This window comes from Sphingomonas sp. BL-S-25 (assembly GCF_055521555.1).
The window spans coordinates 4,160,388-4,185,566 of the sequence record NZ_CM145486.1 but is presented as its reverse complement, the minus strand read 5'-3'; the positions used below and the strand labels follow the sequence as shown (position 1 = coordinate 4,185,566).

At 67.4% G+C, this 25,179-nt stretch carries 25 protein-coding genes; 12 read left to right on the top strand and 13 right to left on the bottom strand.

Going from position 1 to position 25,179, the window contains the following annotated elements:
- Nucleotides 1-14: 14 nt before the first annotated feature.
- Genes ntrX through dusB form a run of 5 tightly spaced genes read right to left on the bottom strand, consistent with a single transcriptional unit; the run spans nucleotide 15 to nucleotide 7,244 of the window.
- Nucleotides 15-1,391 (bottom strand): nitrogen assimilation response regulator NtrX, encoded by a 1,377-nt coding sequence (gene ntrX / locus ACZ1H8_RS20205; protein WP_465179012.1) that lies wholly within the window; start codon nucleotides 1,389-1,391, stop codon nucleotides 15-17.
- Nucleotides 1,388-3,643 carry a sensor histidine kinase NtrY-like gene (locus tag ACZ1H8_RS20200; protein WP_465179011.1) on the bottom strand — a complete coding sequence of 752 codons (2,256 nt, stop codon included), beginning with the start codon at nucleotides 3,641-3,643 and terminating at the stop codon, nucleotides 1,388-1,390. Before ACZ1H8_RS20200 ends, ntrX begins: the two co-directional genes overlap by 4 nt.
- Nucleotides 3,644-3,703: 60 nt before the next feature.
- Nucleotides 3,704-5,170 carry a nitrogen regulation protein NR(I) gene (gene ntrC, locus ACZ1H8_RS20195; protein ID WP_465179010.1) on the bottom strand — a complete coding sequence of 489 codons (1,467 nt, stop codon included), beginning with the start codon at nucleotides 5,168-5,170 and terminating at the stop codon, nucleotides 3,704-3,706.
- The gene (locus ACZ1H8_RS20190; RefSeq protein WP_110154202.1) at nucleotides 5,167-6,270 is read right to left on the bottom strand and encodes a two-component system sensor histidine kinase NtrB; all 1,104 of its coding nucleotides are present in this window, start codon (nucleotides 6,268-6,270) and stop codon (nucleotides 5,167-5,169) included. Before ACZ1H8_RS20190 ends, ntrC begins: the two co-directional genes overlap by 4 nt.
- Nucleotides 6,246-7,244 carry a tRNA dihydrouridine synthase DusB gene (gene dusB, locus ACZ1H8_RS20185; RefSeq protein ID WP_465179009.1) on the bottom strand — a complete coding sequence of 333 codons (999 nt, stop codon included), beginning with the start codon at nucleotides 7,242-7,244 and terminating at the stop codon, nucleotides 6,246-6,248. Before dusB ends, ACZ1H8_RS20190 begins: the two co-directional genes overlap by 25 nt.
- Nucleotides 7,245-7,373: 129 nt before the next feature.
- Here dusB and ACZ1H8_RS20180 point away from each other — a divergent pair, with 129 nt between their 5' ends.
- The 4 genes from ACZ1H8_RS20180 to ACZ1H8_RS20165 are packed head-to-tail and all read left to right on the top strand — an operon-like array spanning nucleotide 7,374 to nucleotide 10,225.
- The gene (locus tag ACZ1H8_RS20180; protein ID WP_465179008.1) at nucleotides 7,374-8,525 is read left to right on the top strand and encodes a bifunctional 2-C-methyl-D-erythritol 4-phosphate cytidylyltransferase/2-C-methyl-D-erythritol 2,4-cyclodiphosphate synthase; all 1,152 of its coding nucleotides are present in this window, start codon (nucleotides 7,374-7,376) and stop codon (nucleotides 8,523-8,525) included.
- A gap of 18 nt (nucleotides 8,526-8,543) precedes the next feature.
- Nucleotides 8,544-9,098: a hypothetical protein gene (locus ACZ1H8_RS20175; protein ID WP_465179007.1), complete on the top strand. Its 555-nt coding sequence runs from the start codon at nucleotides 8,544-8,546 to the stop codon at nucleotides 9,096-9,098.
- A gap of 43 nt (nucleotides 9,099-9,141) precedes the next feature.
- Nucleotides 9,142-9,690 (top strand): hypothetical protein, encoded by a 549-nt coding sequence (locus tag ACZ1H8_RS20170; RefSeq protein WP_465179006.1) that lies wholly within the window; start codon nucleotides 9,142-9,144, stop codon nucleotides 9,688-9,690.
- Nucleotides 9,691-9,697: 7 nt separating this feature from the next.
- Nucleotides 9,698-10,225: a CinA family protein gene (locus ACZ1H8_RS20165; RefSeq protein ID WP_465179005.1), complete on the top strand. Its 528-nt coding sequence runs from the start codon at nucleotides 9,698-9,700 to the stop codon at nucleotides 10,223-10,225.
- Here ACZ1H8_RS20165 and ACZ1H8_RS20160 read toward each other — a convergent pair.
- Nucleotides 10,159-10,647 (bottom strand): type II toxin-antitoxin system RatA family toxin, encoded by a 489-nt coding sequence (locus ACZ1H8_RS20160; protein ID WP_465179003.1) that lies wholly within the window; start codon nucleotides 10,645-10,647, stop codon nucleotides 10,159-10,161. The genes ACZ1H8_RS20165 and ACZ1H8_RS20160 overlap by 67 nt on opposite strands.
- A complete protein-coding gene (lipA, locus tag ACZ1H8_RS20155; RefSeq protein WP_110154208.1) occupies nucleotides 10,647-11,579 on the bottom strand; it encodes a lipoyl synthase in 933 nt (310 codons plus the stop codon). The genes ACZ1H8_RS20160 and lipA overlap by 1 nt, the downstream gene beginning before the upstream one ends.
- 56 nt (nucleotides 11,580-11,635) lie before the next feature.
- On the opposite strand from lipA, the gene ACZ1H8_RS20150 reads away from it, so the two are divergent.
- Together ACZ1H8_RS20150 and ACZ1H8_RS20145 are read left to right on the top strand one after the other, a co-directional pair.
- A complete protein-coding gene (locus tag ACZ1H8_RS20150; RefSeq protein ID WP_465179002.1) occupies nucleotides 11,636-12,265 on the top strand; it encodes a carbonic anhydrase in 630 nt (209 codons plus the stop codon).
- Nucleotides 12,266-12,347: 82 nt separating this feature from the next.
- A complete protein-coding gene (locus ACZ1H8_RS20145) occupies nucleotides 12,348-12,935 on the top strand; it encodes a DUF805 domain-containing protein (RefSeq protein ID WP_465179001.1) in 588 nt (195 codons plus the stop codon).
- 6 nt (nucleotides 12,936-12,941) lie between these two features.
- On the opposite strand, the gene ACZ1H8_RS20140 is transcribed toward ACZ1H8_RS20145, so the two are convergent.
- Entirely contained in the window at nucleotides 12,942-13,715 is a 774-nt protein-coding gene (locus ACZ1H8_RS20140; RefSeq protein ID WP_465179000.1) for a polyphosphate kinase 2 family protein, read from the bottom strand.
- 70 nt (nucleotides 13,716-13,785) lie between these two features.
- Complete coding sequence (gene aspS, locus ACZ1H8_RS20135) at nucleotides 13,786-15,582, bottom strand: aspartate--tRNA ligase (protein WP_465178999.1); 1,797 nt, start codon at nucleotides 15,580-15,582, stop codon at nucleotides 13,786-13,788.
- Between the two features lie 89 nt (nucleotides 15,583-15,671).
- Here aspS and rnd point away from each other — a divergent pair, with 89 nt between their 5' ends.
- Nucleotides 15,672-16,847, top strand: a complete 1,176-nt coding sequence (gene rnd / locus ACZ1H8_RS20130; RefSeq protein WP_465181435.1) for a ribonuclease D — start codon at nucleotides 15,672-15,674, stop codon at nucleotides 16,845-16,847.
- Nucleotides 16,844-17,149, top strand: a complete 306-nt coding sequence (locus ACZ1H8_RS20125) for an I78 family peptidase inhibitor (RefSeq protein ID WP_465178998.1) — start codon at nucleotides 16,844-16,846, stop codon at nucleotides 17,147-17,149. The genes rnd and ACZ1H8_RS20125 overlap by 4 nt, the downstream gene beginning before the upstream one ends.
- Nucleotides 17,150-17,159: 10 nt before the next feature.
- Here ACZ1H8_RS20125 and ACZ1H8_RS20120 read toward each other — a convergent pair whose 3' ends face one another.
- The 4 genes from ACZ1H8_RS20120 to ACZ1H8_RS20105 are packed head-to-tail and all read right to left on the bottom strand — an operon-like array spanning nucleotide 17,160 to nucleotide 22,691.
- Nucleotides 17,160-18,659: a Ppx/GppA phosphatase family protein gene (locus ACZ1H8_RS20120; RefSeq protein WP_465178997.1), complete on the bottom strand. Its 1,500-nt coding sequence runs from the start codon at nucleotides 18,657-18,659 to the stop codon at nucleotides 17,160-17,162.
- Nucleotides 18,656-20,833, bottom strand: coding sequence for an RNA degradosome polyphosphate kinase (locus tag ACZ1H8_RS20115; RefSeq protein ID WP_465178996.1), 2,178 nt, complete (start codon nucleotides 20,831-20,833; stop codon nucleotides 18,656-18,658). The genes ACZ1H8_RS20120 and ACZ1H8_RS20115 overlap by 4 nt, the downstream gene beginning before the upstream one ends.
- Nucleotides 20,830-21,444, bottom strand: a complete 615-nt coding sequence (locus tag ACZ1H8_RS20110; protein ID WP_465178995.1) for a P-loop NTPase family protein — start codon at nucleotides 21,442-21,444, stop codon at nucleotides 20,830-20,832. The genes ACZ1H8_RS20115 and ACZ1H8_RS20110 overlap by 4 nt, the downstream gene beginning before the upstream one ends.
- Complete coding sequence (locus tag ACZ1H8_RS20105) at nucleotides 21,441-22,691, bottom strand: heavy-metal-associated domain-containing protein (RefSeq protein WP_465178994.1); 1,251 nt, start codon at nucleotides 22,689-22,691, stop codon at nucleotides 21,441-21,443. The genes ACZ1H8_RS20110 and ACZ1H8_RS20105 overlap by 4 nt, the downstream gene beginning before the upstream one ends.
- A gap of 127 nt (nucleotides 22,692-22,818) precedes the next feature.
- On the opposite strand from ACZ1H8_RS20105, the gene purM reads away from it, so the two are divergent.
- The 4 genes from purM (at nucleotide 22,819) to ACZ1H8_RS20085 (ending at nucleotide 25,145) form a co-directional block, all read left to right on the top strand.
- Nucleotides 22,819-23,913: a phosphoribosylformylglycinamidine cyclo-ligase gene (purM, locus tag ACZ1H8_RS20100; RefSeq protein ID WP_465178993.1), complete on the top strand. Its 1,095-nt coding sequence runs from the start codon at nucleotides 22,819-22,821 to the stop codon at nucleotides 23,911-23,913.
- Nucleotides 23,914-23,991: 78 nt separating this feature from the next.
- The gene (gene purN, locus ACZ1H8_RS20095) at nucleotides 23,992-24,513 is read left to right on the top strand and encodes a phosphoribosylglycinamide formyltransferase (RefSeq protein ID WP_465181434.1); all 522 of its coding nucleotides are present in this window, start codon (nucleotides 23,992-23,994) and stop codon (nucleotides 24,511-24,513) included.
- Complete coding sequence (locus tag ACZ1H8_RS20090) at nucleotides 24,504-24,881, top strand: MmcQ/YjbR family DNA-binding protein (RefSeq protein WP_465178992.1); 378 nt, start codon at nucleotides 24,504-24,506, stop codon at nucleotides 24,879-24,881. Before purN ends, ACZ1H8_RS20090 begins: the two co-directional genes overlap by 10 nt.
- A 90-nt stretch (nucleotides 24,882-24,971) precedes the next feature.
- Nucleotides 24,972-25,145 carry a hypothetical protein gene (locus ACZ1H8_RS20085; RefSeq protein WP_465178991.1) on the top strand — a complete coding sequence of 58 codons (174 nt, stop codon included), beginning with the start codon at nucleotides 24,972-24,974 and terminating at the stop codon, nucleotides 25,143-25,145.
- Nucleotides 25,146-25,179 lie beyond the last annotated feature (34 nt).

Below are 25,179 nucleotides of genomic sequence, written 5' to 3'. Positions count from 1 at the left end.
GACAGGGCGGAGACTCAGTCCTCGCGCGTCTCGGTAATGCCGAGCAGCTTGAGCTTGCGGTGCAGTGCCGAGCGCTCCATCCCGATGAAGCTGGCGGTGCGCGAGATGTTGCCCGAGAAGCGGCGGATCTGGATGCGCAGATATTCGCGCTCGAACGACTCGCGCGCTTCCTTCAGCGGGGCGCCCATGATCGCATTGGTGCCCATGCCATTGTCCATCTCCGGCTTGCCGAGCACCTCGGGCGGGAGCAGGTCGAGGTCGATCCGGCCGATCCGGTCACCCGGGGCGAGGATCACGGTACGCTCGACAACGTTGCGCAGTTGGCGGACATTTCCCGGCCATTCATAGCTTTGTAGCGCAACCATCGCATCGGGTGCGATCTCCGGCGTCGGCACGCGGCGCTCATTGGCATAATGCGCGACGAAATATTCGACGAGCACGGGGATGTCCTCGCGCCGGTCGGTCAGCTGGGGCAGCGCCACCGGCACGACGTTGAGCCGGTAGTAGAGGTCTTCACGGAAGCGTCCCTCGGCAATCTCGGTCGTCAGGTCGCGCGAGGTGGCGGAGACGACGCGGACATCGACCTTGACGATGCGGGTGCCGCCGACGCGGCTGAAGCTCTGGTCGGTCAGCACGCGCAGGATCCGCGCCTGGGTCGCGATCGGCATGTCGGCAATCTCGTCGAGGAACAAGGTGCCGCCATGCGCCTGTTCGAGCAGGCCGGGGCGGACCAGGTCGCCATTCTCTTCGACGCCGAACAGCTCCTCCTCGACCCGCTCGGGCGTCATCCGTGCCGCGCTGACGATGATGAAGGGGGCGTTGGCCCGCTGGCTCCAGCCATGGAGCAGGCGCGCCGCCACTTCCTTGCCGACGCCGGCGCCGCCGGTGATCAGCACGCGGCTGCCCATCGGCGCGACGCGCTTCAGCGTGGCGCGGACCGAGTTGATCGCGCCCGACACGCCGGTCAGGTCGGTGTCGCGTCCGGCCGAAGCGCGCAGCGAGGCGACCTCGCGCCGCAGCCGCTCGGTCTCGGTCGCGCGTTCGACCATCAGCAGCAGCCGGTCGGCCTCGAACGGCTTTTCGATGAAGTCGGCAGCACCGCGGCGGATCGCGGCGACCGCCGTGTCGAGATTGCCGTGACCCGAAATGACCAGCACCGGGATCGAGGGATCGCGCCGCTTGATCTCGTCGAGCAGTTCCAGCCCGTCGAGCCGCGACCCCTGGAGCCAGACGTCGAGCAGGACCAGGCTGGGCCGGCGCTCGGCGATCGCCTCCAGCGCCTGGTCGCTGTCGGCGGCGCCGCGGGACTCATAGCCCTCGTCCTCCAGCACCCCTGCCACCAGTTCGCGGATGTCGCGTTCATCGTCGACGACGAGGATATCCAGGCTCATGACTTCGCGTTCCCACGGGTAAGCGCCGCGGGCCGTATATCGGCCCCGTCGGCGGGTTCGGTGTCGCTGCCCGCCATGGTGGCGAGCAGTTCGGTGTCGAAGCAGATGGTGACCACCGTCCCGCCGCCCTCGCGGTCGGTGAAGGCGATGGTGCCGAAATGCTCCTCGATAATCTTCTTGACGATCGCCAGGCCCAGCCCGGTGCCGCGGCTGCGCGTCGTCATATAGGGTTCGAAGATGCGGTCGCGCTCGACCGGAAGGCCGATGCCATTGTCGGTCACGGTCAGGATCAGCCGGCGCCCGTCATCGTCGCGGATGCTGAGCTTGATCTCGCCCTGCGGCAGGGCAGCCCCCTCCCCGCGCCCCTCGATCGCCTCGACCGCGTTCTTGACGATGTTGGTCAGCGCCTGGCCGATCTGGCGCCGGTCGGAGACGAGATTGGGCAGGCCGTCGGGCATGTCCGTCTCGAACCGGATCGCGGGATGCGCGACCTCGTGCAGGAACATCGCCTGGCGGGCGATGTCGATCAGCGACTCCGGCCGGAAGATCGGCTTGGGCATGCGCGCGAAGGACGAGAATTCGTCGACGATGCGGCGAAGATCCCCCACCTGCCGGACGATCGTCTCGGTCAGCCGGGTGAAGGTGGTGTCCTCGGCCTCGATCTTCTTGCCGTAACGTCGCTGCAGCCGCTCCGCCGCCAGCTGGATCGGGGTGAGCGGGTTCTTGATCTCGTGCGCGATGCGCCGGGCGACGTCGGACCAGGCGGCGCGGCGCTGGTCGAGTAGTTGCTGGGTGATGTCGTCGAAGGTCAGCACCTGCCCCTCGTCGTCGCGGGTGATCTTCACCGCCAGCGTGCGCGGATCGACCCCCGAGGACACCTGAACCACCGCCTCGCGCTCCGCCCCGTCCAGCAAGGCGTCGAGTTCGGGCGCTACCGCGACCAGCGGCTTGCCGACCGCGCCCGCATCCTGGCGCAGCATCGCCATGGCCGAGGTGTTGATCAGCTGGATGCGCCGGTCGCCCGCGATCGAGATCACGCCGGCGGTGACGCCGGTCATCACCGCCTCGATCAGCGCGCGGCGGCTTTCGGACTCGGCATTGGCCGCGACCAGCGCATTGGTCTGTCCCTGCAGCCGCTCGGTCATGCGGTTGAACGCATTGGCCAGCACGCCGACCTCGTCCTGGGTCTTGGGCTCGGGCACGCGCACGCCCAGATTCCCCTCCGCGACATCGCGGGCGGCGCCGACCAGTTCGGTGATCGGCCGCACCAGCCGGTCGGCGACGCGCAGCGCGATCACGACGACGATGCAGATGACGATCAGCGAGATGATCAGCAGCGCGATGTTGAACTGAAGCTGCAGCGCGCGGGTACGCGTCAGCAGCCCCTCATAATCGGTATAGACCGCACGCACCCGCTCGAGCCGCCCTGCCATCTGCGCGGCGCCGACTTCGCGCGTAGAGAAGAGAAAATAGTCGGTGCCGAGCACTCGTGTCAGCGAATAGATGCGCTGCGGATTGGTCCCCGTCACGCTCTGCTTGCCGCCAAGCACGGCCTGAATATCGGCTCGCTGGATGTCTAGCGCTGGGCTGCGATCCGAATTCTTCACTACTGCCTGAGTAATGATCTCCCCCTTGGGGCTGATCGTGAACAGGATCGAGTTCGCCAGGCTGCGCTGGAAGACCTGCAGTCCGAAGGTCGACTTGAATTCCTCGCTGTCGGTTGCCCAGCCTTCCTCGTTGAGCATTCGGTAAACGTCGCTCGCCATCGCGACATTCTCGTTCTCGACATAGCTCAACAGCTGCGCATAGGATTCCTGCGCCAGTTTCTGCGTGTTCTCGAGCATCCCCTGGGTGCGACCGGAGAACCAGAATTCGGCGCCGTACTGGAACAGCAGCGAGGCGATCACCGCCAGCAGCACGGTCGGCACCGCTGCCAGCAGCGAGAAGATCGCGACCAGACGGACGTGGAGCGCGCCGCCGCCCAGCGTTTCGGACGTACGACGCTTCGCCACGCGCCGGCCGATCAGCACGATCAACGATCCGAAAGTCGCCAGATTGGCGATCAGCAGCAACGCGACGAGCGGCGGAGTGAGCAACTGATCGGTCTGATCCTGACCCGACAGGACAGCCCAGGTGCCGCCGGCGACCGCGATCGCCAGCGCCAGAACGGCAAGTTCGATCGCGGGGGTAACCGCGAACCAGCGCTTCCTTAGCGTCGGTTCCTCGATTACTGGCGTCGTCGCGGCATCCATCGTGACATGGCTACAACAGGATTGTGGCCGAAAAAACACATAATCGGCGTCAACCTGTCGCTATTCGGCACCATCCGGTCGGCCGCCAACGCCATTGGCGACGGCGATGCCCAGCGTGTCGAGCCGCTTGCGCAGCGTGTTGCGATTGATGCCGAGCGCCCGGGCGGCGCGGAGCTGGTTGTGGCCGTGCCGCGCCAGCATCGCCTCGATCAGCGGGCGCTCCACCTCGCCGATGATCCGATCGTACAGCGAGCCATCGTCCAGCGCGTCCGGATCCTCGATCGCGATCCGGTCGAGCCGGGCGCGGACCGCGGCCTCGATGCCCGGATCGCGCGCGTCGAGCTGCTCGCCGCTATGGACGCTCGCTTCGCCCAGCGCGCGGCGGATGCCGGCGGCATCGACCCATTCGTCGCGACTGAGGGCGGCGAGCCGGCGCATCAGATTCTCGAGCTGGCGGACATTGCCCGGCCAGTCATAGCGTTCGAGCACCGCGACCGCGTCGGCATCGAGCTGCTTGCGCGGCAGGCCGTTCTCGGCGGCGCGGTCGAGGAAATGGCGCGCCAGCAGTGCGATGTCCTGGCGACGCTCGCGCAGCGCCGGCAGTGCGATGGGCACGACGTTCAGCCGGTAGAACAGGTCCTCGCGGAACTGGCCCGCGGCGACCAGGCTCGGCAATTCCTTGTTGGTCGCCGCAACGATGCGGACGTCGGCGCGGATCGGCCGCGCACCGCCGACGGTGGTGAACTCGCCCGACTGGAGCACGCGCAGCAGGCGCGTCTGCGCGTCCATCGGCATGTCGCCAATCTCGTCGAGGAACAAGGTGCCGCCCGCCGCCTGCTCGAACTTGCCCGCGACCCGAGCGGCGGCACCGGTAAAGGCACCGCGCTCATGGCCGAACAGCTCGGCCTCGATCAGCTCGCGCGGGATCGCCGCCATGTTCAGCGCGACGAAGGGGGCGCGCTTGCGCGGTCCCAGATCGTGGATCGCCTGCGCGACCAGTTCCTTGCCGGTGCCCGATTCGCCCATCACCAGCACGGTCAGGTCGTTCGACACGACCCGGGCGATGACGCGATAGACTTCCTGCATCGCGGGCGACCGCCCGATCAGCGAGGGGCCGCCGATCAGTTCGGCCTCGCTGGCATCGGCTGGGCCGCGGCGGCCGCGGGCGATCGCGCCGCGCACGGCCTGGGCCAGCGCATCGAGGTCGAACGGCTTGGGCAGATAGTCGAAGGCGCCGACCTCGGTCGCGCGCACCGCGGTCGCCAGCGTGTTCTGCGCCGAGAAGACGATGACCGGCAGGTCGGGATGCTCGCCCAGCAGCGTCGAGACGAGGTCGAGCCCGTTGCCGTCGGGCAGCACGACGTCGGTCACCAGCACGTCCGGCCGGGCCAGGCGGAACTCGCGGCGGAACTCGGCGACGCTGGCGGCGGTGGTGACGCGGTGCCCCTCGCGCTTCAGCGCGGCGGCGACGACGGTGCGAATGGCGCTGTCGTCGTCGACGACCAGGATGGAGCCGGGCGTGGTCACTTGGGGGCCCTCGGAAGCAGGATGCGGAAGACGGTGGATTCGCTGTGCCCGGTGCGTTCGCGAGCGTACTGGATGATGCCGCCCATGTCGCTGACCAGCTTCTCGACCAGCGGCAGGCCGAGTCCCTTGCCCTCGGGCTTGCCCGAGACGAACGGCTCGAACAGATGCTCGGCAATGTCGGGCGGCGCGCCGGGGCCGTTGTCGGTGACCGATATCTCGATCGGTAGCGGCTGGCGCGGCCGTCCCTGCCCCGTGCTGGCCGACATGCCGTGGCGATAGGCGGTGCCCAGGATGATGCGCGGCTGGGCGAGTCCACTCAGCGCCTCGGCCGCGTTCTTCAGCAGGTTGAGCAGCACCTGGAGAAAGGCGTCGGGATCGATCAGCACGCCGGGCAGCGAGGGATCGAACCGTTCCTCGACCACCATGCCGCGGGCGAAACCGGTCAGCGCCACGCGCCGGGCATGGTCGAGCAGCGGATAGACATTGGTCGGCGCCAGCTTGAGCGGGCGGGTGTCGGTGAAATCCTGCATCCGGTCGATCAGCGCGACGATGCGGTCGACCTCGGTCGTGATCAGTCCGGTCAGCTCGGGATTGTCGCCCCCGCCCATGCCGAGCAGCTGGGCGGCACCGCGAATGCCCGACAGCGGATTCTTGATCTCGTGCGCCAGCATCGCCGCCGCGCCCACCGCGGCGCGGGCACCGGCGGCGCGATCGGCGCCGTGGCCGGTCCGGCGCGGGGCGTGGTGCAGCGTGACGATCCGCCAGCCGGGATGATCGGCCACCGGCGTCTCGACGAAATCGACGCGGATGCGCTGTCCCCGGATCGTCTCGACCTCGACATCATAGGCGGCGAAGCCGTGGCCGTCGCGGCGATCGGCATAATCGTCGGGCGGCAGCAGCACCGTGTCATAGGGCTGGCCGGCCATCGCCGTCTCGCTGTGATTGAGCAGCAATTCGCACGCGGCATTGGCATGGGCGATGCGGCCATCGGGATCGATGACCAGCACGGCCACCGGCAGCGCGGCGAACAGGTCGCCAAAGCCGGGGCCCGGCACCGGCGCCGGTTTCTTGCGGATCAGGCGGCCGCGCGCGAACGCCATGGCGCGTAGAATTCGTCGAGCATGCCCAGGACGGTGACGGGATCGGCAACCTTGTTCACGGCATTGCGGAACTCGGCCGAGCCATGCAGGCCCTTGGTGTACCAGCCGATATGCTTGCGCATCATGTTGACGCCGACTTCGTTGCCATAAAGACTCAGCGAGTCGATGTAATGCGATCGAATGATGTCATATTGTTCGTCTAGCGACGGGTCGGCACGCTCGCCCTCGCCCGACAGCGCATCCATCACCTGGCGCAGGATCCAGGGCCGGCCATAGGCGCCGCGGCCGATCATGACGCCGTCCGCGCCCGACTGTTCCAGCGCGGTGCGAGCGTCCTCGACCGAGCAGATGTCGCCATTGGCGATCACCGGGATCGACACCGCGTCCTTGACCTTGCGGATGAACGCCCAGTCGGCGGTGTCGCGGTACATCTGGTTGCGGGTGCGGCCATGAACGGTCACCATCCGACAGCCCAGATCCTCGGCGATATGGGCAAGCTCGGGCGCATTCAGGCTGGAATGGTCCCAGCCCATCCGCATTTTCAGCGTGACCGGCACCTTGACCGCCTTGACCACCGCCTCGACCAGCTTGGCCGCCAGCGGCAGGTCGCGCATCAGCGCCGATCCGGCATCGCCATTGGTGACCTTGCGCACCGGGCAGCCCATGTTGATGTCGACGATCGCCGCACCGCGATCCTCGCTCAGCTTCGCCGCCTCGCCCATCTCCTTCGGCGTGCAGCCGACCAGCTGCATCGAGACGGGTTCCTCGATCGGGTCCCATGCCGCCTTCTGGATCGACTGGCGCGTCTCGCGGATCGCGGCCTGGCTCGCGATCATCTCAGTCACGTTCAGGCCGGAGCCATAGCGCCGCACGACCCGCCGGAACGGCAGGTCGGTCACGCCCGTCATCGGGGCGAGGATCACCGGCACGTCGATCCGCACGGGACCGATCTGGATGGGAGCGAGCGTCGTCATGATCTGCCTGAAAATTAGGCAGAGGCATCTACGCGCCCCTGCGTGGATTGGCAAGTTCGGGATCATTGCGGACCGGCCGCGGCGATCGACGCTCTGGCGGGCGCAACCGCCTTGCGCTACGGCGCCGCCATGGGGAAGCCGAAGACCGTCGCGATCATCGTTGCCGCTGGCCAGGGCACACGCGCGGGCGGCAGCGTGCCCAAGCAGTTCGCCCCACTTCTCGGACGGCCGCTGCTGGCGCACAGCCATGCCGCGCTCGCGGCGCATCCGGGGATCGACGCGGTGCTGGTCGTGATCGGCGACGGGCAGCAGGACGCGCTGACCGCGGCGCTGGGCGATGTGGCTCATGTCATCGGCGGCGCGATGCGGCGCGACTCCGTGCGGCGCGGGCTGGAGGCGATCGAGGCCGACCGCGTGCTGATCCACGACGCCGCGCGCCCGTTCCTGCCCGCCGTGGTGATCGACAACCTGCTGGCCGCGCTGGACACGAATGCCGGCGCGGTCCCTGCCCTGCCGGTTGCAGATACGCTTGCGCGCAGCGATGACCGCGACGGCCTGGGCGACACGGTGCCGCGCGACGGTCTGGTCCGCATCCAGACGCCGCAGGCGTTCCGGATGGACGCGATTCTGGCGGCGCACCGCGCCTGGCCGGCGGATCGCGAGGCGACGGATGACGCACAGATGCTGCGCCATATCGGGCGCGAGGTCGCGCTGGTTCCCGGAGATGCGATGCTGGAGAAGATCACCCACCCCGAAGATTTCGCCGCGGCCGAGGCGCGCCATGCCGCGACGCTGAGGGTGCGCAGCGCCCAAGGCTATGACGTCCACCGCTTTGCCGAGGGCGAGGAACTCTGGCTCGGCGGCATCCGCATCCCGCACAGCCGCGGCCTGTCGGGCCATAGCGACGCCGATGTCGCGCTCCACGCGATCACCGACGCGCTGCTCGGCACGATCGGCGCGGGCGATATCGGCATGCACTTCCCGCCAAGCGACGCACGCTGGCGCGGGGCGGCCTCGGCCCGGTTCCTGGAGCATGCCGCCGAGCTGGTCGCCGCGGCGGGCGGGATCATCGACTTTATCGACCTGACGCTGATCTGCGAGGCGCCGAAGATCGGCCCGCACCGCGAGGCGATTCGCGAGAGCATCGCGTCGATCCTCAAGCTGCCGGCGCGCCGGGTGAGCGTGAAGGCGACGACGACCGAGAATCTGGGATTTACCGGCCGCAGCGAGGGCATGGCGGCACAAGCGGTTGCAACGATCCGGGTCGCCGATCCGGACTGACACAGGGGGACATGGGGCATGATCAGGAAGAATATGCTGGCCGCCGTCGCGGCTTGGGCAGCGATTGCCGCCACGGGCGCGCATGCACAGACGTCAGTCAAGAATGCGACGGAGAAGCCCTGCGTCACCGAGCAGGAGGCCGGCGCTTTCGTCGTCCTGATGCTGCCCGGCATGGTGCGTGGCGTCACCCGCATGTGCACCAAGATGCTGCCGAAGGACGCCTATCTGCTGACCAGCGGCAAGGCGCTGGCGGCGCGGTTCGAAGCGGCGGCCGAGAAATCGAAGCCGTTGGCCGATCGCGCGATCGCGCGCATGTCGGGAGCGGGCGACGATGAGGTGATCGCCGGCGGCGCCTCCGCGCTGGCTCCGATGGGCGAGCTCATGCTGGCAAGCGCGGGCAAGAAGCTTGACGCCGCCGGATGCGGCAAGATCAATCGCGCGCTTCAACTCATCGATCCGTTGCCGGCGGAAAATCTGTCCGAACTGATCGCGATGCTCATCGATCTCGGCCTGTCGAGCGACAAGGGGAGAGACAAGGACGCGCCCTTCGCCATTTGTAAGCCGTCCCGCTGACCGGTATCGGCGTTCGCGGCATGTCGATCTCTGGAGCAAGAGCATGATTCGCAAGGGTTTCATCGCCGTCGCCGCGAGCTGGGCGGCGATGACCGCGACCGTCGCCCATGCCCAGACGTTGGGCGGCCGCGCGACTCCGTGCCTCGATGCACCGGAGGCCGAGGCCGTCATGCTGCTGATCGCGCCCGGCGCGATCCGCGGCGTGACCCAGGCCTGTTCGCGCTATTTCGTCTCCAGCGCCTTCCTGCCCGGCGCGGGCGGGCGGGCGATGCTGGGCCGCTATGAACAGGCCGCGCGCGGTGCCGAGGGTGCGGCGGGCAGCGGCATCGCCAAGCTGCTGGGCCTGCCGCCCGCCGCCGCCGCGGTGCCGGGATCGTCTGCCGGCTTCGCATCGCTGGCGCAGATGATGGTGCTCGGCAATCTGGAACGGGTCGATACCGTGCGCTGCTATGCGATCGACGGTCTGTTCCGCGCGCTCGACCCGCTTCCCCCGCGCAATCTGGCCAGCGTCCTGACGCTGGTTGCCGAATTGGGCTCGAAAGAGCAGCAAAAGCCGCTGCCGATCACCATATGCCCGCGAAAGGCACGTTGAGACCATCATGGATACCCTGCTTCCCGCCGAACTGGTCGCCGCCGCGCGCAAGGTGATCGACGCCAATCGCGCAGCCGGCCGCCGCGTGGCCGTTGCCGAGAGCTGCACCGGCGGCCTCGTCTCTGCAGCACTGACCGAGATCCCCGGATCGTCCGACGTGTTCGAGGGCGGCTTCGTCACCTATTCCTATGGCGCGAAGACCGAATTGCTGCGCGTCAGCAGCGATGTGCTGGAAACCTTTGGCGCGGTGTCGATCGCGGTCGCCTGGACCATGGCCCAGAATGCGCTGAACAAGACCGGCGCCGACGTGTCGGTGGCGATCACCGGCATTGCCGGCCCCGATGGCGGCAGCGAAAAGAAGCCGGTCGGCACGGTTGTGTTCGCGCGCGCCGAGAAGGGCGCCGATCCGGAGAAGATCGTCGCGAACTCGCGCAAGTTCGACAATAATGGCCGCGGCGGCGTCCGCCTTCAGGCGGCGCTGGTCGCGCTCGAATTGCTGATGCCGGAGCCGGTCGCCCCGACCGAAGCGCCGTAAAGCCGCGCGGCGCGCTCCTCGAACGCGTTGACCATCTTGCGCACCGCCCGGTCGAATACCTGACCGGCCAGCATCTCGAACACGCGGTTCTTGAACGCGAAATCGACGCAGAACTCGACCAGCGATCCGCCATTGCCGTCGGAGCGGAAGGTCCAGTCATTGTTGAGATATTTCAGCGGCCCGTCGACATAGTCGACGCGGATATGACCGGGCCGGTCCTTTCCCACGCGCGAGGTGAAGCTCTCGCGCAGCCCCTTGAAGCCGACGATCAGGTCCGCAACCATCTCGGTCTCGCTCTGCGAACGGACGCGCACCGCGGTCACCCAGGGCAGGAATTCGGGATAGCGGGCAACATCGGCCACCAGCTCGAACATCTGCTCGGGCGTATAGGGAAGCGCCCGCGTCTCTTGATGCTTGGGCATCAGGCCCCTGCCGCGACCTTGCCCAGCTTGGCATCGCGGGCTGCCTTCATCTTCGCGAAATCGTCGCCGGCATGATAGCTGGAGCGGGTCAGCGGGGTCGACGCCACCAGCATGAAGCCCTTGGCGCGACCGATCGCGCCGAACGCCTGGAACGCCTGGGGCGTGACGAACTCGGCGACCTTGGCATGCTTGGGCGTCGGCTGGAGATACTGGCCCATGGTCAGGAAATCGATGTCGGCCGAGCGCATGTCGTCCATCACCTGGTGCACTTCCAGCCGCTCCTCGCCCAGGCCGAGCATGATGCCCGACTTGGTGAAGATCGTCGGGTCCAGCTTCTTGACCGACTCGAGCAGGCGCAGCGACGCATAATAGCGCGCGCCGGGGCGGATCGTCGGATAGAGCCGGGGCACTGTCTCGAGATTGTGGTTGTACACGTCGGGACGGGCGGCGACGATCGCCTCGACCGCGGCCTCGTGCTTGTTGCGGAAATCCGGGGTCAGGATCTCGATTGTCGTGGTCGGGTTCGAGCGGCGGATCGCCTCGATCACCTTCACGAACTGCGACGCGCCACCATCCTTCAGGTCGTCACGGTCGACCGAGGTGATGACGATATGCTCCAGCCCCATCTGCGCCGCGGCATCGGCGACATTCTGCGGCTCCATCGGATCGACCGCGCGCGGCATGCCGGTCTTGACGTTGCAGAAGGCACAGGCGCGGGTGCAGGTGTCACCCAGGATCATGACCGTCGCGTGCTTCTTGCTCCAGCACTCGCCGATGTTCGGACAGGCCGCTTCCTCGCACACCGTGGTCAGGCTTTTCGACCGCATCAGCTCGCGCGTCGCGGCGAATCCGGCCGAGGTCGGCGCCTTCACACGGATCCAGTCGGGCTTGCGCTGACGTTCGGGACGCGGGGTCTGGGACAGGTCGTTCATGCCTGCGCATCTAGCGATGGGTTGAAGGGGATACAACACACGCTACAGGAAAGCGCATGGGCGACATCAAAGAACTGATCGACGGCTATCGCCGATTCCGTGGCGGCGAATGGCAGGAGCAGCGCGAGCGCTGGGCGCAATTGCGCGAGGGGCAGAGCCCGCGCGTGATGGTGATCGCCTGTTCGGACAGCCGAGTCGATCCCGCGACCGTCTTCGACACCTCGCCCGGCGAGATCTTCGTCGTGCGCAACATCGCAAATCTGGTCCCGCCGTTCGAGCTGGGCGGCGGCCGCCACGGCGTCAGCGCCGCGCTGGAATTCGCGGTGACGCAACTGGAAGTGTCGGACATCGTGATCCTGGGCCATGGCAGCTGCGGCGGCGTGCATGCGGCACTGTCGCAGCAGTTCAAGGGCGCACCGGCGGGGCGCGGCGGCTTCATCGCTCACTGGGTCGACATGCTCGACGAAGCGCGCGAGCGGATCATCGCCCAATATGGCGAAGGTCCCGAGGCGATCCGGGCGATGGAGCTGGAGACCGTCCGCGTCTCGCTCGCCAATCTGCGCACCTTCCCCTGCATCCCGGAGCGCGAGGCCGCCGGCACGCTGACGCTGCACGGCGCCTATTTCACCGTTGCCGAGGGCGTGCTGCACCTGATGGATGAGTCGGGCGCGTTCGCGCCGGCCTGACGGTGGCCGGATAGAGGCAAGGGGCGGTTGCCACCCGCCCCCTGCCCTGTCACTCTCCGGATTCAGGCGGGGGGGAACAGGCATGATCGGATCGTTTCGGCACAATCTGGCAAGACTGTTCCAGCTGGGCGGGCGATCCTCGCCGGCGCAGTTCTGGCCCTATATGATCGTGATGATCCTGCTGCAGATCCTCGCCACGATGGTGCCGGTGTCATGGGTGGTGAACGAGACCTTCGCGAACATCCAGCGCTTCGCCGCGGCAAATCCGGATCAGGCGACAGTCGTCCAGGGGCCGGACAGCTACTCGGTCGAGATCGATGGATACCACCCGGAACTGATGCCCGGCATCCAGAATTTCGCCATCGTCGCTGGTGTGATCCTGCTTCTGTTCCTGCTGCTGACCGGACCGGCGATGATCCGGCGGCTCCATGACAGCAATCGAAGCGGCTGGTGGCTCCTGCCCACGCTGGTGACGCTGGCCATCGGCCTGGCAGGAACGCCGCTGTTGGTAAACGGCGGCCTGAAGGGCGAAGAGCCGTCGCTGTTCCTGTTCGGCCTGCTGCTGCTCAACAACCTGGTCTATCTCTCCAGCCTGCTGGTCATGCTGCTGCTGCTGATCGCCGACGGGACGCCGGGCCCGAATCGCTATGGAACGCGCTCGCCCGAATGAGCGCGCCTAGAGCTTGAGCGCCTTGCGCGCGACCTTCTCGACTTCGGGATCCAGCTCGGGCGGGTCCATCGGCACGCTCTTTTCCAGCCGCTCGGCGATCGCGGTCAGCGCGGCGATGCGGCCCGCCTTCTTGTTGTTGCCGTCGATGACGATCCAGGGCGCTTCCCTGGTCGAGGTGCGTTCGAACATCTCGCGCATCGCCTCCAGATAGGCGTCGCGCTTCGCCCGGTTGCGATAATCGTCCAGGCCGGTCTTCCACCGCTTCCACGGATGCTCCAGCCGGGCGCGCAGCCGCTTGTCCTGTTCCTTCTGCGTCACATGGACGAAGACCTTGACCAGCGTCGCGCCGGTTTCCGCCTGCTGCGCCTCGAATGCGGTGATCTCGTCATAGCCGCGCTTCCAGTCGCTCTCGCTGGCAAAGCCTTCGACCCGCTCGACCAGCACGCGGCCGTACCAGCTGCGATCGAATACGGCGATATTGTGCTGGGCGGGCAGCCGCTGCCAGAAGCGCCACAGGAAATGGTGCGACAATTCCTCGGGCGTCGGCGCGCTGATCGGCCAGACCTCGAAATAGCGCGGGTCCCATTCGGCGGTCAGCCGCTTGATGATCCCGCCCTTGCCCGCGGCATCCCATCCCTCGAACAGGATGATCGCGCGCCGCTTGTGGACGATATGCGCGGTCTGGATATGGCTCAGCCGCTTCTGCAGCTTCGCCAGCGCCTCGTCATAGTCGCCGTCATATTTGTCGCCGGCTTCGTAATCGCTGAGATCGATGGTCATGGGCACAGACATGCCCTCCCCCAGCCCCTCCCGCAAGCGGGAGGGGAGCGGACAGGTCAGCGCTCAGGCCTTAACCGGCCTTGGGGCCGTCATTGGCCAGCTTGATGTGGAGTTCCTTCAGCTGCTTCGGCGAGACCTCGGCGGGGGCCTGCATCATCAGGTCCTCGGCCTTCTGCGTCATCGGGAAGACGATCACCTCGCGGATGTTCGGCTCGTCCGCCAGCAGCATGACGATGCGGTCGACGCCCGGGGCCGATCCGCCGTGCGGCGGGGCGCCGAACTTGAACGCATTGATCATGCCCGCGAAGTTGGTGTCGACCTGCTCCTGGGTGTAGCCGGCGATCTCGAACGCCTTGTACATGATCTCCGGACGGTGGTTCCGGATCGCGCCCGAGGACAGCTCCACGCCGTTGCACACGATGTCATACTGATAGGCGAGGATGTCGAGCGGGTCCTTCGTCTCCAGCGCTTCCATCTCGCCCTGCGGCATCGAGAAGGGGTTGTGGCTGAAGTCGACCTTCTTCGCGTCCTCGTCATATTCGAACATCGGGAAATCGACGATCCAGCAGAATTCGAAACGGCTCTTGTCGATCAGGTCGAGCTGATCGGCGACGCGGGTACGCGCCAGGCCGGCCAGCTTGGCTGCCTTCAGCTCGGGACCGGCGGAGAAGAAGATGCCGTCGTTCGGGCCCAGGCCCATCGCCTCGGCGATCGCCTTCATGCCATCCTGACCGTGATTATTGGCGATCGGACCGCCGAATACGCCGTCCTTCTGCGTCGCATAGCCCAGACCCGGGAAGCCCTCGGACTGGGCCCAGCTGTTCATCTCGTCGAAGAACTTGCGGCTCTTCTCGTGCGTGTTCGGCGCGGCGACCGCGCGGACGACATTGCCTTCCTCCACCATCGAGGCGAAGCGGCCGAAGCCCGATCCCTTGAAGAAATGGCCGACGTCATGGACCAGCAGCGGGTTGCGCAGGTCGGGCTTGTCGCTGCCATATTTCAGCATCGATTCGCGGTACGGAATCCGCTTGAACGGCAGCGGCGACACGGTGCGGCCCTTGCCATCGAAATCGGCGAATTCCTCGAACACGCCGTGCAGCACTGGCTCGATCGCGGCGAATACGTCGTCCTGGGTCACGAAGCTCATCTCGAAATCGAGCTGATAGAATTCGCCCGGGCTGCGATCGGCGCGCGCATCCTCGTCGCGGAAGCACGGCGCGATCTGGAAATATTTGTCGAAGCCGGCGACCATCAGCAGCTGCTTGAACATCTGCGGCGCCTGCGGCAGCGCGTAGAATTTGCCGGGATGGACGCGGCTGGGCACCAGATAGTCGCGCGCGCCCTCGGGGCTGGACGCGGTCAGGATCGGCGTCTGGAACTCGGTGAAGCCCTGGTCGATCATCCGCCGGCGCAGCGACGCGATCACGTTCGAACGCAGCACGATATTCTTGTGCAGCCGCTCGCGACGCAGGTCGAGGAAACGGTTCTTGAGGCGGATTTCCTCGGGATATTCGGCATCGCCGAACACCGGCAGCGGCAGCTGCGCCGCGGCCGACTGGACGGTGACGGTGGTGGGATAGATTTCGATCTCGCCGGTCGCGAGCTTCGGGTTCAGCGTCTCGGGCGAGCGGGCCGCGACCTTGCCGGTGAAGGTCAGCACCGACTCGGCGCCACAGCCATCGACGATCGGGTAGAGTTCGGAGCCCGTCTCGACCACGATCTGGGTGATGCCGTAATGATCGCGCAAGTCGACGAACAGCACATTGGCATGCTCGCGCGTGCGGTTCACCCAGCCGGAAAGGCGGACTTCCTGGCCGACATGTTCGGCGCGAAGGTCGGCGCAGGTGTGCGTGCGATAGGCGTGCATGGCTCTCGTCTCGAATGGCGTACGGAAAGGCGGGCGCATCAGCGCCAAGGGCTCTTTTGTCAACCCGAAGACATGTCTATGGCGCCATGATGCATATTCATGGTCTGATCGAAGACAGCGCGACCCTCGCCAATCTCTGTGCCCGGCTCTCCACCAAACCCTATGTGGTGGTCGATACCGAGTTCATGCGCGAGAATACCTACTGGCCCGAGCTTTGCCTCATCCAGATCGCCGACGACGAGGAGGCGGCGGCGATCGATCCGCTGGCCCCGAACATCGACCTTGGCCCCCTGCTCGACCTGCTGACCGAGAATGAAGAGGTGCTGAAGGTCTTCCATGCCGGCGGCCAGGATATCGAGATCGTCTACAACCTGACCGGCAAGACGCCGCACCCGTTGTTCGACACCCAGGTCGCGGCGATGGCGCTCGGCCAGGGCGAGCAGATCGGCTATTCGAACCTGGTCGACACCTATCTGGGCATCCAGGTCGACAAGGGTGCGCGCTTCACCGACTGGAGCCGCCGTCCGCTGGACACGCGCCAGATCGACTATGCGATCGCCGACGTGACGCACCTGTCGAAAATCTTTCCGCGGATGCTCGACAAGCTGCGCAAGACGGGGCGCGGCGTCTGGCTCGACCAGGAGATGGAGCGGCTCGCCGATCCCGAGAATTACCGCAACGATCCCGAACAGGCGTGGCACCGCGTCCGCATCTCCAGCCGCAAGCCCGAGGTGCTCGGCCGGTTGAAGGCGCTGGCCCGCTGGCGCGAGCAGGAAGCGCAGGGCAAGGACCTGCCGCGCGGCCGGATCATCAAGGACGAGACGCTGGCCGACCTGGCGGGCAATCCGCCGCGCAAGCAGTCGGACCTGGGCAAGGTGCGGGGCCTGTCGCCCGCATGGTCGGGCAATGACATTGGCGGACGGCTGATGGCGGCGCTGGAGGCGGCGAAGCCGATGACCGCGGCCGAGATGCCGCTGCGCGACGATCGCAAGCCTGCGCTGGGCAAGGACGGGGCGCTGGTCGCCGACCTGCTGAAGCTGCTGCTGAAGATCCGCGCCAAGGAGATCAACGTGGCGGCGCGCCTGCTCGCCCGCTCCGAGGACCTGGAGTCGCTGGCGGCCGGACAGCGCGAGGGGCTGCCGATCCTCGACGGATGGCGGTTCGAGCAGTTCGGGCGCGACGCGCTGGCGCTGGTCGAGGGTCAGCTTGGGTTCACGGTCAAGGGCGGAAAGCTCAAGATGACCCGAACCGAGGAGCCTTTATGATTCGCATCGCCCTGCCGCTGGCCGCCGTCGCCCTGATGGGATGCACTCCGACCGCGACGACGACGGTGCCCGGCCCCGCCGTTCCGCCCGCCGCGAAGACGCCGTGCGGCGCCGAAAAGGTCACCCAATATGTCGGCCAGAAGCGCAGCCCGGCGATCGAGCGCGAGGTTGCCCGCCTGTCCGGCGCCAAGGCGATCCGCTGGATCACCCCCGGCATGGCAGTGACGATGGATTATCGCGAGGACCGGCTGAACGTCGACGTCGACAGCGACGGGATGATCACGGCGGTGCGTTGCAGCTGACCGGGCCGGGTCAGGCATCCACTTCATGGGTGCGGCCCAGCGCCGCTGCCAGCGCCTTGTGACGCTTTTCGACCGCCTCGCCGTAAAGCGGGCGGTCGTTGGGCTCCAGGACCAGCCATAGCGACTGGTCGTCCAGCGCGAGCCGTGACCGGCGCAGCGGTGCCGCGACGCCGCCGCTGAGGCGCTGGCCCAGCCGGATCGCCAGGCCCCAGAGCCGCGCCTGATCGAGCATCTCCTCCGGCGCCATGTTGCCGATCGGATCCGGCGTGTCGGTCCGCCCGCCCAGCGCGGTGTGCAGCGCCTGGGCAAGGACGGCACGCCCCGTCCCGTCGATGCCGACCCAATTGCCGTGCAGCGCCACCTCGACGCCGCGTTCGGCGCGATATTCGGGATTGGCGCGCCAGCCCACATCGGCCAGCAGACAGGCGGTGTGGCGCAGCCGGGCGAGATCGGCCGGCTCCTGCTCGAACAACGGGTCGATCCAGTCGTTCAGCAGGTCGCCATGCTCGGGAAACCGCCCGAGCACCTTGCCCTCCTCGCGCGCGGCGACGATCAGCGGATCCTCGCGCCGCTGCTCCGGGGTCAGGCGGGAGAATAACAGGCCCTCGCGCAGGCCATAGGCCGACACGATCGTCCGCGTCGACCCGAGATGCTTGAGCACGCTCGCCAGCAATGCGGTGGCGTCACCCAGCGTCGCGATCCGCCCGGTCGACAGGTTCGGGACCTGCTTGAGCCGCGCCTTGGTCACATGGCTGATCGTGCGGCCGAGGCGGGTGACCTGCTCGGCCGAGATCGGATATTGATGGACGATCGGCAGCGGATAGCCGGTGATCGACATATCGAGCTGCGCGAGTGCGCGCCACGACCCGCCGACCAAATAGAATGGCAGGTCCTTGCCCCGCCCCTTCCATCCGGCTTGCTCGATCATCTTGCCAACACGCCGGTCGAGCGCCCCCTGCCCCTTTGCGCGGATCGCCGCAAGCCGCAGCACGCCGAGCGGGAACGAGACGCGATCGGTCACGGCACCGGCGACCACGCGCACCAGCTCCAGCGAGCCGCCGCCCAGGTCGCCGACGATGCCATCGGCATCGGGGATGCCGGACAGCACCCCCATGCCCGACGCCATGGCTTCCTCTTCGCCGCTCAGCAGCTCGACGTCGAGGCCGAGGCGCTCGGCAGTGTCGATGATCTCCTGCCCATTGCTCGCCTCGCGCACCGCGGCGGTCGCGACCACGCGCAGTTCCCCGACCTGCATTTCGCGCGACAATGCGGCGAAGCGCGCGAGCGCACCGCGCGCCATCGCCATTGCGGCGGCATCGATCGCGCCGGTCTCGTTCAGCGATCGGCCGAGCCCGGCCAGCACCTTTTCGTTGAACAGGATCACCGGCAGCCGCGCCGCGCCCTGATAGACGACCAGCCGGATCGAGTTCGAGCCGATATCGATGATGCCGACGCGGTTCGCGATCGTGGCTGCCGCCTGACGGGGCTTGCGGAACGGGACCGTGTTCATTTCTTCTTCTTGCGCGAACGCTTGACGGTCAGTTTGGGTACCGAGCGCGTCTTTTCCAGCGCGGCGCCGCGTCCGGACAGCGACGGATTGGTCATGAAGTAGCGGTGCAGGTTGAACGGCGTGTCGCCCGCCTCAATCCGGCGGTAGCGCCCATCGGCCAGCAATTCCCAGCTCTGTTCATTGTCGTTGATGTTGGCGACCATCACCTGGTCGAGCACCTGGTCGTGCACCGTCCGGTTGCGGATCGGCAGCATGTACTCGACACGGCGATCGAAATTGCGCGGCATCCAGTCGGCCGACGAGATGAACAGCTTCGCGCCGTCATTCGGCAGGGTCTTGCCGTTCCCGAACGCCCAGATGCGGCTATGCTCCAGGAAGCGGCCGACGATCGACTTGACCCGGATATTGTCCGACATGCCCGGCACGCCGGGCCGCAGGCAACAAACGCCGCGCACGACCAGGTCGATCTCGACCCCGGCGCTGCTCGCCTCGTACAGCTTCTCGATCACCGTCGGATCAACCAGCGAGTTCATCTTCGCCCAGATCGTGCCGGGATGGCCGGCGCGGACCTGGGCAATCTCCTCGTCGATCAGCTCGACCAGCCGCGCGCGCAGCCCGTGCGGCGAGATGTCGAGCAGCTCCAGCCCGACCGGTTCGACATAGCCGGTGACATAGTTGAACACCTTGGCCGCATCGCGCCCCACCCGCGGATCGGCGGTGAAGAAGCTGAGATCGGTATAGATGCGCGCGGTGATCGGGTGATAATTGCCGGTGCCAAAGTGGCAATAGGTGCGAAAGCCCTTCTCCTCGCGCCGCACGACCATCGAGATCTTGGCGTGGGTCTTCCAATCGATGAAGCCATAGACGACCTGGACCCCTGCCCGCTCCAGCGCGGTCGCCCAGAGCAAATTCTGCTCCTCGTCGAAGCGCGCCTTCAGCTCGACCACCGCGGTCACCGACTTGCCCGCCTCCGCCGCGGCGATCAGCGCATTGATCACCGCCGACTGCTTGCCCGCGCGGTACAGCGTCTGCTTGATCGCGACGACGTCCGGGTCGGCCGCTGCCTGGCCGAGAAAGGCCAGCACCACGTCGAAGCTTTCATAGGGGTGATGGACGACGATGTCCTTCGCCCGGATCGCGGCGAAGCAATCGCCGCCATATTCGCGGATCCGCTCGGGGAAGCGCGGCGTATAGGGCTGGAACTTCAGGTCGGGCCGATCCTCGTCGACCAGCATCGCCAGGTCGCCGACGCCCAAAAAGCCGCCGGTCTCGGTCAGCAGCGCCTCGCTGCCGCCCAGTTCCTCGAGCAGCACATCCTCGAGCGCGCCGTCGATCCCCTCTTCCATTTCCAGACGGATCACGCGGCCGCGGCGGCGGCGCTTGATCGCGCTGCGGAAGGTCAGGACCAGATCCTCGGCCTCCTCCTCGATCTCGATATCGCTGTCGCGCAGCACGCGGAACGCGGCCGACCCGAACACGTCATATCCGGGGAAGAGCAGGTGGGAGAAACGCTTGAGCAGCGTCTCGATCGTCACGTAGCGCGCGACCTTCTTGCCCGGCAACCGGACGAAGCGCGGCATCGTAGTCGGCAGCAGGACCAGCTCGCGCACCGGCTCATGGTCCGACTGGCGGATCAGGTCGAAGATCACGCTCGACCCCTGGTTGGGGATGAACGGGAACGGGTGCGCCGGGTCGAGCGCCTGGGGCGTCAGGATCGGGAAGACCTGTTCCTGGAAATGGCGTTCCAGCCACGCCTCGGTCTCGCCGGTGATCGCGGCGGCGTCGAGCACCTCGATCCCTGTCTCGGCCAGGTCGCGGCGGATGTCGTTCCACACCGCCTGCTGATTGTCGACCAGCGCCGCCGCTTCCTCGACGATTGCGTCGAGCTGCTGGGTCGGGGTCAGGCCGTCGGCCGACCAGGCCTCGACCTTCTGCAGCTCCTGCGCCTTCAACCCGGCGACGCGGACCATGAAGAATTCGTCGAAATTGCTGCCCGAGATCGACAGGAAGCGCAGCCGCTCGAGCAGCGGGTGGGCGCGGTTGCACGCCTCCTCCATCACCCGGCGGTTGAACGCCAGCCAGCTCAGCTCGCGGTTGAAATAGCGTTTTCCCTCCAGGGGATCGGCCGCCACCCCCTCGCTGGGGTCCTCGATGGCGGCAGTCGTCGTCGTCATTCTGTCTCGCTCCCATGGTCGGACAGCAAGCCGTGCCGCACCAATGTTACGCGCGCATGAGCGATCGACAAGCGCGGGCTGCGCCGCTCATAGGCGTCGTTCTCCAACGCATCGGCAACGCGGATCAGGGCGACATGGCTCCGCTCGACCCGCTTGGCGAGCCACTGGATCAGGTCGGGCTTGTAGAGCAGCATCCGCCGGTCGAAGAACTTGACCAGCAGCAAGGGCACCAGCGGGTCGTCGGGCGGTCCCAGCTGCATCAGCGGGGTCGCCGCCATGCGCGACCTCAGGTCGGGCAGCTTCACCTGCCAGAGCTCCTCGGCGACGATCAGCAGCGGCTTGTGATCGGCCTGCGCCTGGTTCCAGGCATGGAAGATCGCGGTCTCGCTGGCCAGATCGGCATCGTCGATCAGCGATCCGCCGGTCTTCGCCGCAAAGATGCGCGCCAACAGGCTCTTGCCCGATTTGCGCGGACCGACCAGCAGTCCGGCCATCACCGGCCAGGTCGCCCAACGCTCGAGCATCTGCACCGCGCGCGCGTTCGACTCGCTCACGATGAATTCGGTTTCGCTCGCCTCCGGTATGACGAGCGGCAGCGCGAGCTGGGTCATTCGCCCTTCGGGGTAGCCGATGGCGTTGCAGCGGGCGCCGCGCCGCCGCCGCCCGGACGTCGGATGCGCAGCACGCCGGGGCCCTCCTGGACCTGCCAGCCGCGGCTTTCCAGCGCGGACCTCAGGCTGCCGATCGATCCGTCGTACCGGACGCTCATGACCGAGATGCCGCCCAGCGCCAGGCTGGTGGTGCTGGCCGCGCGGACGCCGGGAATGCCCCGCACGCCCGATTCGGCCGCATTGACCGAGGATGCGGTCGGGGTCTCGATCTGGACGGTATAGCTGGAGCCGGTGTCTGCCGCGCTGGGCGTCGGGGTCGGCGTTTCGGTGAGCTCGTCCTCGGTCTCTTCCTCGACCGGCTTCGCCTCGACCGGGCGGACGGCAAGCATCGGGTCTAGCCGCAGCTGGCCGCCGGCGAGCGCTGCCTGATAGGCCTGGTCGATCCGCTGGATGCCCTGGTCCAGCATCGAGTCGAGCCCGTCGCTCGTGTCGACGCGCAGCGCGAACTGGGTGACCAGCACGCGGTCGGGCCCGTGGCTGGCGGTGAACACCGCGGTCATCGGCCCGCCGGGATAGTCGCTGCGCAACTGGACCTCGGCGATCAGAACGTCGGCCGCGCCATATTGATCGACGATCGCGCGCCACCAGCCGCGACCGCGCCGGGTGATCTGACCGGCGTTGATCAGCAGCGAATCCGGACCCGTCGCCCGCGGACGGACATAGTCGACCGTGCTGTTGGAGCTGCGGAAGCGGGTCCAGGCGGCGTTCCAGGCGGTCTCGCGCTCGAACACGCGGCCGGTTCCGCCCGACCATTGGACCGGGATCAGCAGCATCGGGGTCGATCGCGACACCTGGGTCGCGACGCCCAGCAGCGCGCCCGCCTTGTTGCGGTCGAACAGCACGCCCAGCTTCGCGATATAGCGTTTCGGGCCGATCTGCTCATGTTCGACGACGATGCCGGTGACCATGCCGTCCAGCGTCGAATCGGGCAGGGTCGACGCCTTGCCCGTCAGGCGCTTCGACAGCATCTCCCAACCCTTGCGCTGGGCGACGCGCCAGCCGCCGACCCGTGCCGCTTCGGCGGTGGCGCCGCGGACATCGACATCGACCCCCGACACTTCCAGGCTCGGCGGCTCGCTGGCAGACGGGTCGGGCCGGCTGCGCTGCGCCATCACGCCGCCCGCCGCACCTGCGATGAGCAGCGCGGAGGCAAGGCCGTACAGAATGGGGGAGCGCCGACGGATCATTCCGCGCCCTTTTGGCGAAGCGGGGGGCGAAAACCAAGCCCATTTGTCCAATGCGAGCGCCGGACATCGGACGAGCCGGGCAACGGACGACTTGATTCGCACGGCAGTTGTTCTAGGCGCTCCCGACATGAGCGATCCCGAAAGCTACACCTACGCCCAGGCGGGCGTATCGATCGAAGCCGGCAATGCGCTGGTCCGCGCCATCGCCCCCCTCGCCCGTTCGACGCGCCGGCCCGGCGCCGATGCCGATCTGGGCGGGTTCGGCGGCGTGTTCGACCTGAAGGCGACCGGCTATGCCGATCCGCTGCTGGTCGCCGCCAATGACGGCGTCGGCACCAAGCTGAAGCTGGCGATCGACAGCGGCCGGCACGAGGGCGTGGGCATCGACCTGGTCGCGATGTGCGCCAACGACCTGATCGTCCAGGGCGCCGAGCCTCTGTTCTTCCTCGACTATTATGCCAGCGGCAAGCTGGAGGCGCAGGTCGCCGAGACGGTGATCGCCTCGATCGCGGAAGGGTGTCGCCAGGCGGGCTGCGCGCTGATCGGCGGCGAGACGGCCGAGATGCCGGGCATGTATGCCGATGGCGATTACGATCTGGCCGGCTTCTGCGTCGGCGCGGTCGAGCGCGACCGGTTGCTCGACGGGTCGAAGGTCGCCGCTGGCGACGTTATCCTCGGCCTCGCCTCGACCGGGGTTCACTCCAACGGCTTCTCGCTGGTCCGCCGCCTGGCCGCGGACAAGGGCTGGAAGCTCGATCGCCCTGCCCTGTTCGACCAGGAGGTGATCCTGATCGACGCGCTGATGGCACCGACCCGCATCTATGTGAAGAGCCTGTTGCCGCTGGTCCAGGCGGGCACCATCCATGGCCTGGCGCACATCACCGGCGGCGGCCTGCTCGAGAATATCCCGCGCGTCCTGCCGGCGACCTGCCATGCGGTGGTCGACGCCGATGCCTGGGACCAGCCGCGGCTGATGGCGTTCCTCCAGGCCCAGGGCAATATCGAGCCCGAAGAGATGGCGCGCACCTTCAACTGCGGCATCGGCATGGTCGCGATCGTCGCCGAGGCGGATGTCGCCGCGGTGACCGAGGCGCTCCAGGCTGCGGGCGAGACGGTCCACCGCATCGGCACCGTGACCGAGGGGCAGCGCGGCTGCACCGTTCGCGGCAGCCAGGAAGTCTGGGGCGCCCGGGCCGACTGGAGCGCGACGCACCATGCGTGAGCACGGCCTGCCCCTCCCGCAAGCGGGAGGGGAGCAGTGAAAAAGGTCGGCATCCTCATTTCCGGTCGCGGATCGAACATGATGTCGCTGGTCGAGGCATCGCGTGCGCCGGATGCACCCTATGAGGTCGCGCTGGTCGCGAGCGACAAGCCCGATGCGGCGGGCCTCGAATGGGCGCGCGTGCAGGGCATCGCCACCTTCTCGCATTCGCCCAAGGGCATTCCCAAGGCCGAATATGAGACTGCGATCGACGGTGCGCTGCGCGAGGCCGGGGTCGAGGTGATCGCGCTGGCCGGCTATATGCGGCTGCTGTCGGACGATTTCGTCGCGCGCTGGCGCGGGCGCATCCTCAACATCCACCCCTCGCTGCTGCCCAAGTACAAGGGTCTCGACACGCATCGCCGCGCGCTGGTCGCGGGCGACATGGTCGCGGGCTGTTCGGTCCATGTCGTGACCGAGGAACTGGACGGCGGCGAGGTGCTTGGCCAGGCCGAGGTGCGGATCGAGGCGCGCGATACCCCCGAGACGCTGGCCGAACGCGTGCTGAAGGAGGAACATCGGCTGTACCCGCGGGTTCTGGCCGAGTTCCTATGCCGCTGAGCCAAGATCCCGACGCCGCCCTGGCCAAAGTGCGCGACATCGCGCTGGAGCTCCCCGAGACCGAGGAGCGGCCGAGCCATGCCCAGCCGACCTTCTTCGCGGCGGGCAAGATGTTCGCCCAGTTCCGCCACGACCATCATGGCGACGGGCGCACCGTGGTGATCGTCAAGACCGGCGATGCCGACGAAGCCGCCACGCTGATCGAGAACATCCCCGATCGCTACAGCCGCCCGGCCTATTTCCGCGCCGGCTGGGTGGCGATCGACCTGGCTGCCAAGGATACCGACTGGATCCATGTCGGCGACCGCATCGCCCATAGCTGGGAGCTGGTGGCGCCGCGGCGTCTACTCGAAGCGGGCGGGCGCTGAAAAAACCGGGATATTTCGCGCCTCGCGCGTGTTTCTTCGCGAATGCCGGCATCGGGACCGGGTCGCGCAAAGGAAACGGACGAGGCGAACATGCACATCACCACCAGCAGCGAACCCGGCGTCGCCACCGCCGAGCAGGGACAGGTGTTGCTCGACGGACCCGCGGGTGTCGCCACTGCCATGACCCCCGATGCGGCCGAGCAGACCGGCCACAATCTGATCGCCGCCGCGGCGCAGGCGCGCCAGCAGGAGCCAGGCGCCTGATCCTCTTGCGCAGACGCCGCCCGAACCCGCATAG

Excerpts from the sequence above, each read along its gene's own strand:
- ACZ1H8_RS20125 (WP_465178998.1), top strand. The coding sequence starts at position 16,844 with ATGATTCGCATCGCCCTGCCGCTGGCCGCCGTCGCCCTGATGGGATGC.
- ACZ1H8_RS20200 (WP_465179011.1), bottom strand. The coding sequence starts at position 3,643 with ATGGATGCCGCGACGACGCCAGTAATCGAGGAACCGACGCTAAGGAAG.
- ACZ1H8_RS20190 (WP_110154202.1), bottom strand. The coding sequence starts at position 6,270 with ATGGCGTTCGCGCGCGGCCGCCTGATCCGCAAGAAACCGGCGCCGGTG.
- dusB (WP_465179009.1), bottom strand. The coding sequence starts at position 7,244 with ATGACGACGCTCGCTCCCATCCAGATCGGTCCCGTGCGGATCGACGTG.
- ACZ1H8_RS20110 (WP_465178995.1), bottom strand. The coding sequence starts at position 21,444 with ATGACCCAGCTCGCGCTGCCGCTCGTCATACCGGAGGCGAGCGAAACC.
- ACZ1H8_RS20085 (WP_465178991.1), top strand. The coding sequence starts at position 24,972 with ATGCACATCACCACCAGCAGCGAACCCGGCGTCGCCACCGCCGAGCAG.
- ACZ1H8_RS20175 (WP_465179007.1), top strand. The coding sequence starts at position 8,544 with ATGATCAGGAAGAATATGCTGGCCGCCGTCGCGGCTTGGGCAGCGATT.
- ACZ1H8_RS20170 (WP_465179006.1), top strand. The coding sequence starts at position 9,142 with ATGATTCGCAAGGGTTTCATCGCCGTCGCCGCGAGCTGGGCGGCGATG.
- ACZ1H8_RS20150 (WP_465179002.1), top strand. The coding sequence starts at position 11,636 with ATGGGCGACATCAAAGAACTGATCGACGGCTATCGCCGATTCCGTGGC.
- ACZ1H8_RS20145 (WP_465179001.1), top strand. The coding sequence starts at position 12,348 with ATGATCGGATCGTTTCGGCACAATCTGGCAAGACTGTTCCAGCTGGGC.
- ACZ1H8_RS20160 (WP_465179003.1), bottom strand. The coding sequence starts at position 10,647 with ATGCCCAAGCATCAAGAGACGCGGGCGCTTCCCTATACGCCCGAGCAG.
- ACZ1H8_RS20105 (WP_465178994.1), bottom strand. The coding sequence starts at position 22,691 with ATGATCCGTCGGCGCTCCCCCATTCTGTACGGCCTTGCCTCCGCGCTG.
- purM (WP_465178993.1), top strand. The coding sequence starts at position 22,819 with ATGAGCGATCCCGAAAGCTACACCTACGCCCAGGCGGGCGTATCGATC.
- ACZ1H8_RS20140 (WP_465179000.1), bottom strand. The coding sequence starts at position 13,715 with ATGACCATCGATCTCAGCGATTACGAAGCCGGCGACAAATATGACGGC.
- ACZ1H8_RS20165 (WP_465179005.1), top strand. The coding sequence starts at position 9,698 with ATGGATACCCTGCTTCCCGCCGAACTGGTCGCCGCCGCGCGCAAGGTG.
- ACZ1H8_RS20120 (WP_465178997.1), bottom strand. The coding sequence starts at position 18,659 with ATGAACACGGTCCCGTTCCGCAAGCCCCGTCAGGCGGCAGCCACGATC.
- ACZ1H8_RS20090 (WP_465178992.1), top strand. The coding sequence starts at position 24,504 with ATGCCGCTGAGCCAAGATCCCGACGCCGCCCTGGCCAAAGTGCGCGAC.
- ACZ1H8_RS20180 (WP_465179008.1), top strand. The coding sequence starts at position 7,374 with ATGGGGAAGCCGAAGACCGTCGCGATCATCGTTGCCGCTGGCCAGGGC.
- rnd (WP_465181435.1), top strand. The coding sequence starts at position 15,672 with ATGCATATTCATGGTCTGATCGAAGACAGCGCGACCCTCGCCAATCTC.
- aspS (WP_465178999.1), bottom strand. The coding sequence starts at position 15,582 with ATGCACGCCTATCGCACGCACACCTGCGCCGACCTTCGCGCCGAACAT.
- purN (WP_465181434.1), top strand. The coding sequence starts at position 23,992 with ATGATGTCGCTGGTCGAGGCATCGCGTGCGCCGGATGCACCCTATGAG.
- ntrX (WP_465179012.1), bottom strand. The coding sequence starts at position 1,391 with ATGAGCCTGGATATCCTCGTCGTCGACGATGAACGCGACATCCGCGAA.
- ACZ1H8_RS20115 (WP_465178996.1), bottom strand. The coding sequence starts at position 20,833 with ATGACGACGACGACTGCCGCCATCGAGGACCCCAGCGAGGGGGTGGCG.
- lipA (WP_110154208.1), bottom strand. The coding sequence starts at position 11,579 with ATGAACGACCTGTCCCAGACCCCGCGTCCCGAACGTCAGCGCAAGCCC.